The organism is Carnobacterium sp., assembly GCF_032094055.1.
Lineage (GTDB): Bacteria > Bacillota > Bacilli > Lactobacillales > Carnobacteriaceae > Carnobacterium_A.
Map to the genome: position 1 here is coordinate 1 of NZ_DAMDAK010000103.1, position 3,084 is coordinate 3,084.

Below are 3,084 nucleotides of genomic sequence, written 5' to 3' on the forward strand. Positions count from 1 at the left end.
CTGGAATCATTTCATCTACACGGTCAATAAAGTAAATGGGATAGCGGTTAGGAATTAATTCTTGAATTTCTGCAATATTCATTTTAGTCATTTTTATTTCCTCCTAGACAATTCTGAAAAGCGGTTGATTGTATTCGACAACTTGCTCATCTTCAACAAAGATTTCAGCAATTGTACCTTCGACATCACTTTTTATTTCATTCATTAATTTCATTGCTTCAACAATACACAATGTTTCGCCAACCATGACTGGATCGCCAACTTTTTTAAAAGCGGCTTGATCGGGAGATGGTGCCATATAGGTTACACCAACCAATGGCGATTGGACAATGTGTCCCTCTTTCGCTTCTTCTGCTTGAGAATCTATCGGCAGAACCACTTCGTCTACTTGAAGGGATGCTTTTGATTTTGCCATTGTTCTTTGCTGTTGAACCGGCTGTGTATTTTCAGCTGTTTGATTCAAAGCAGCAGGTTGCACATTCGATTGCATAGGAACAGTATTTTTACTCATTCGAACAGAAGCATTGTCCATTTGCAAATCAAATTCCGTCAATTCAGATTGATCAACGAGTTTAAGTATTTCTTTAACTTGTTCAAAATCCATTATTGCCCCTCCCATTTTTTGAAACAAGTGACTGCGTTATGGCCACCGAATCCTAATGAGTTATTTAAAGCATAACGAACTTCAGCCTGTCTTCCTACTCGCGGAATATAATCTAAATCACATGCTTCATCGGCTGTTTCTAGTCCAATTGTCGGCGGTAAAAAGTCATCTTGTAAAGCTTTGACACAAGCAATGGCTTCAATTGCTCCCGCAGCTCCTAACAAGTGTCCGGTCATACTCTTAGTACTGGAAATAGCAACTTTTTTAGCTGTTTCGCCTAAAGCGTACTTGATTGCCATTGTTTCTGCAGAATCATTTGCTGGGGTACTCGTTCCGTGAGCGTTGATATAGCCGACTTCTTCAGGTGTGATCCCTGCTTCTGCCATCGCATTTAGCATCGCTTTACCTGCTCCGCTTCCATCAGGAGTAGGCGCCGTCATGTGATAGCCATCACCTGTTGAGCCATAACCGACAACTTCTCCATAAATAGTTGCCCCTCGTTCTACTGCATGGTCTAGGCTTTCCAGCATTAAGACTCCGGCTCCTTCACCCATGACAAAACCATGACGGTCTTTATCAAATGGAATGGATGCACGATCTGGATCTGTACTAGTAGAAAGTGCTGTTAGAGCTGCAAACCCAGAGATTCCGATTTCATTGATCGTTCCTTCTGCTCCACCTGCCAAAATAACATCTGAGTAGCCGTGTTTGATGTTGCGATAAGCTTCTCCAATAGCATTATTTCCTGAAGCGCAAGCTGTCACGATCGATGTATTGATCCCTTTTGTACCGATTGCAATTGAGATGTTACCAGCTACCATATTTCCGATCGCCATCGGCACAAAGAAAGGCGCAACACGTTGTGGTCCTTTGTCGTGCATTTTGATGATTTGTTCTTGCATAGCGTTCAATCCGCCAATACCAGAACCCACAATCACACCAAAACGATCCATATCGGTTTTTTCTGTGTCAATTCCGCTCATTTCAACGGCTTGAACAGCAGCAGCCACCCCGTATCTTGAAAACTCATCCATCCGTTTTGCAATTTTTCGCGGCATGTAGTTTGTTGCATCAAAATTTTTCAATTCCCCCGCTACACTAATACCTGTTTCAGTTGCATCGAATTTTGTAATCGGTGCAATTCCATTTTTTCCAGCTTTCAAACCATCCCAGAATTCATCGACTGTATTTCCTAAAGGCGTAACGGCACCCATACCTGTTATGACTACACGGTTCATATCTGTTCGTCCTCCTTCTTTAACCATTCATTACCATACCGCCGTCAATGTTGATAACTTGACCGGTAATATAGTTATTTTCACTTAAAAAAACTGCAGCTCGTGCTACGTCTTCTACTTGACCAAAACGTTTTAACGGAATCTGTCCCACAGCTTGTTCTTTCATTTTTTCTGATAAGACATCTGTCATTTCTGTTTCAATAAAACCTGGAGCAATCGCATTTACTGTGATTCCTCTAGCTGCTAATTCACGAGCAGCTGATTTCGTTAAACCAATTACACCGGCTTTACTGGCTGCATAGTTAGCTTGGCCCACATTTCCAACCAATCCCACAACGCTTGACATGTTAATGATCGTACCGCTTCTTTGTTTCAACATGACTTTTGTAGCATGACGGATGGTATTGAATGTTCCTTTTAAATTGACTGCAATTGTTTGATCAAAATCCTCTTCAGACATCCGCATCAAAAGCATATCATTCGTTATACCGGCATTGTTCACTAACACATCCACACTGCCAAATACCTCTTTGGTTTCTTCAATCAATCGTTTGGCACTTTCAAAATCACTCATATCACCAAGTATGGTATGTACTTTAGCACCATAGGCTTGGATTTCCTCAATTACATCTGTCGGAATGGGTTTTCGACCGTTTAGGACAATGTTTGCTCCAGTTTTTGCAAATGCTACGGCAATGGCTTTCCCTATTCCTCTTGAACTACCTGTAACGATAACCGTTTTGTTTTCTAACGTCATGAACTCATTCCTTTTTTTTTAATGAAAAACAATTTTTATATGTGACCATCTGACTTCAACGCTGCTAATTTAGTTAACGTTTTTTCTAATGTTTTATTATTTTCCACATTTAAAGTAAGGACAGATTTATCAATTTTTTTAATAAAACTGCTCAACGTTTTCCCTGGGCCAACTTCGATAAAGGTATCTACCCCTAAATCGATCATGGCTCTAACACCATCTTCCCAATAAACAGGTGACATTACTTGTTTAACCATCGTATCAAGAATTTCTTCTTTCGTCGTAAACACTTTAGTAGTTGTATTACTAATGACAGGCAAATCGGGATCATTAACCGTCACTTCTTTTAAAGCTTCTGCTAGTTGTTCAGCTGCGGGTTGGAGTAACGCTGTATGAAAAGGACCACTTACTTGAAGCGGAACCACACGTTTAGCACCTTTTTCCAGCAGAATTTCTCCTGCCTTGTCAACCGCTTCTTTAAGACC

4 protein-coding genes are annotated in these 3,084 nt (G+C 40.7%); all 4 read right to left on the reverse strand.

The annotated features are described in order from the left end of the window. Positions 1-103: 103 nt before the first annotated feature. Complete coding sequence (accB, locus tag RT405_RS12180) at positions 104-604, reverse strand: acetyl-CoA carboxylase biotin carboxyl carrier protein (protein WP_313470032.1); 501 nt, start codon at positions 602-604, stop codon at positions 104-106. Then, positions 604-1,842, reverse strand: a complete 1,239-nt coding sequence (fabF, locus tag RT405_RS12185) for a beta-ketoacyl-ACP synthase II (RefSeq protein WP_313470046.1) — start codon at positions 1,840-1,842, stop codon at positions 604-606. The genes accB and fabF overlap by 1 nt, the downstream gene beginning before the upstream one ends. 19 nt (positions 1,843-1,861) lie before the next feature. After that, entirely contained in the window at positions 1,862-2,599 is a 738-nt protein-coding gene (fabG, locus tag RT405_RS12190; RefSeq protein WP_313470034.1) for a 3-oxoacyl-[acyl-carrier-protein] reductase, read from the reverse strand. 35 nt (positions 2,600-2,634) lie between these two features. Beyond that, positions 2,635-3,084, reverse strand: a 450-nt coding sequence (locus tag RT405_RS12195; RefSeq protein WP_313470035.1) for an ACP S-malonyltransferase, incomplete at its 5' end; no start/stop codon positions are given.

Excerpts from the sequence above, each read along its gene's own strand:
- accB (WP_313470032.1), bottom strand. The coding sequence starts at position 604 with ATGGATTTTGAACAAGTTAAAGAAATACTTAAACTCGTTGATCAATCT.
- fabF (WP_313470046.1), bottom strand. The coding sequence starts at position 1,842 with ATGAACCGTGTAGTCATAACAGGTATGGGTGCCGTTACGCCTTTAGGA.
- fabG (WP_313470034.1), bottom strand. The coding sequence starts at position 2,599 with ATGACGTTAGAAAACAAAACGGTTATCGTTACAGGTAGTTCAAGAGGA.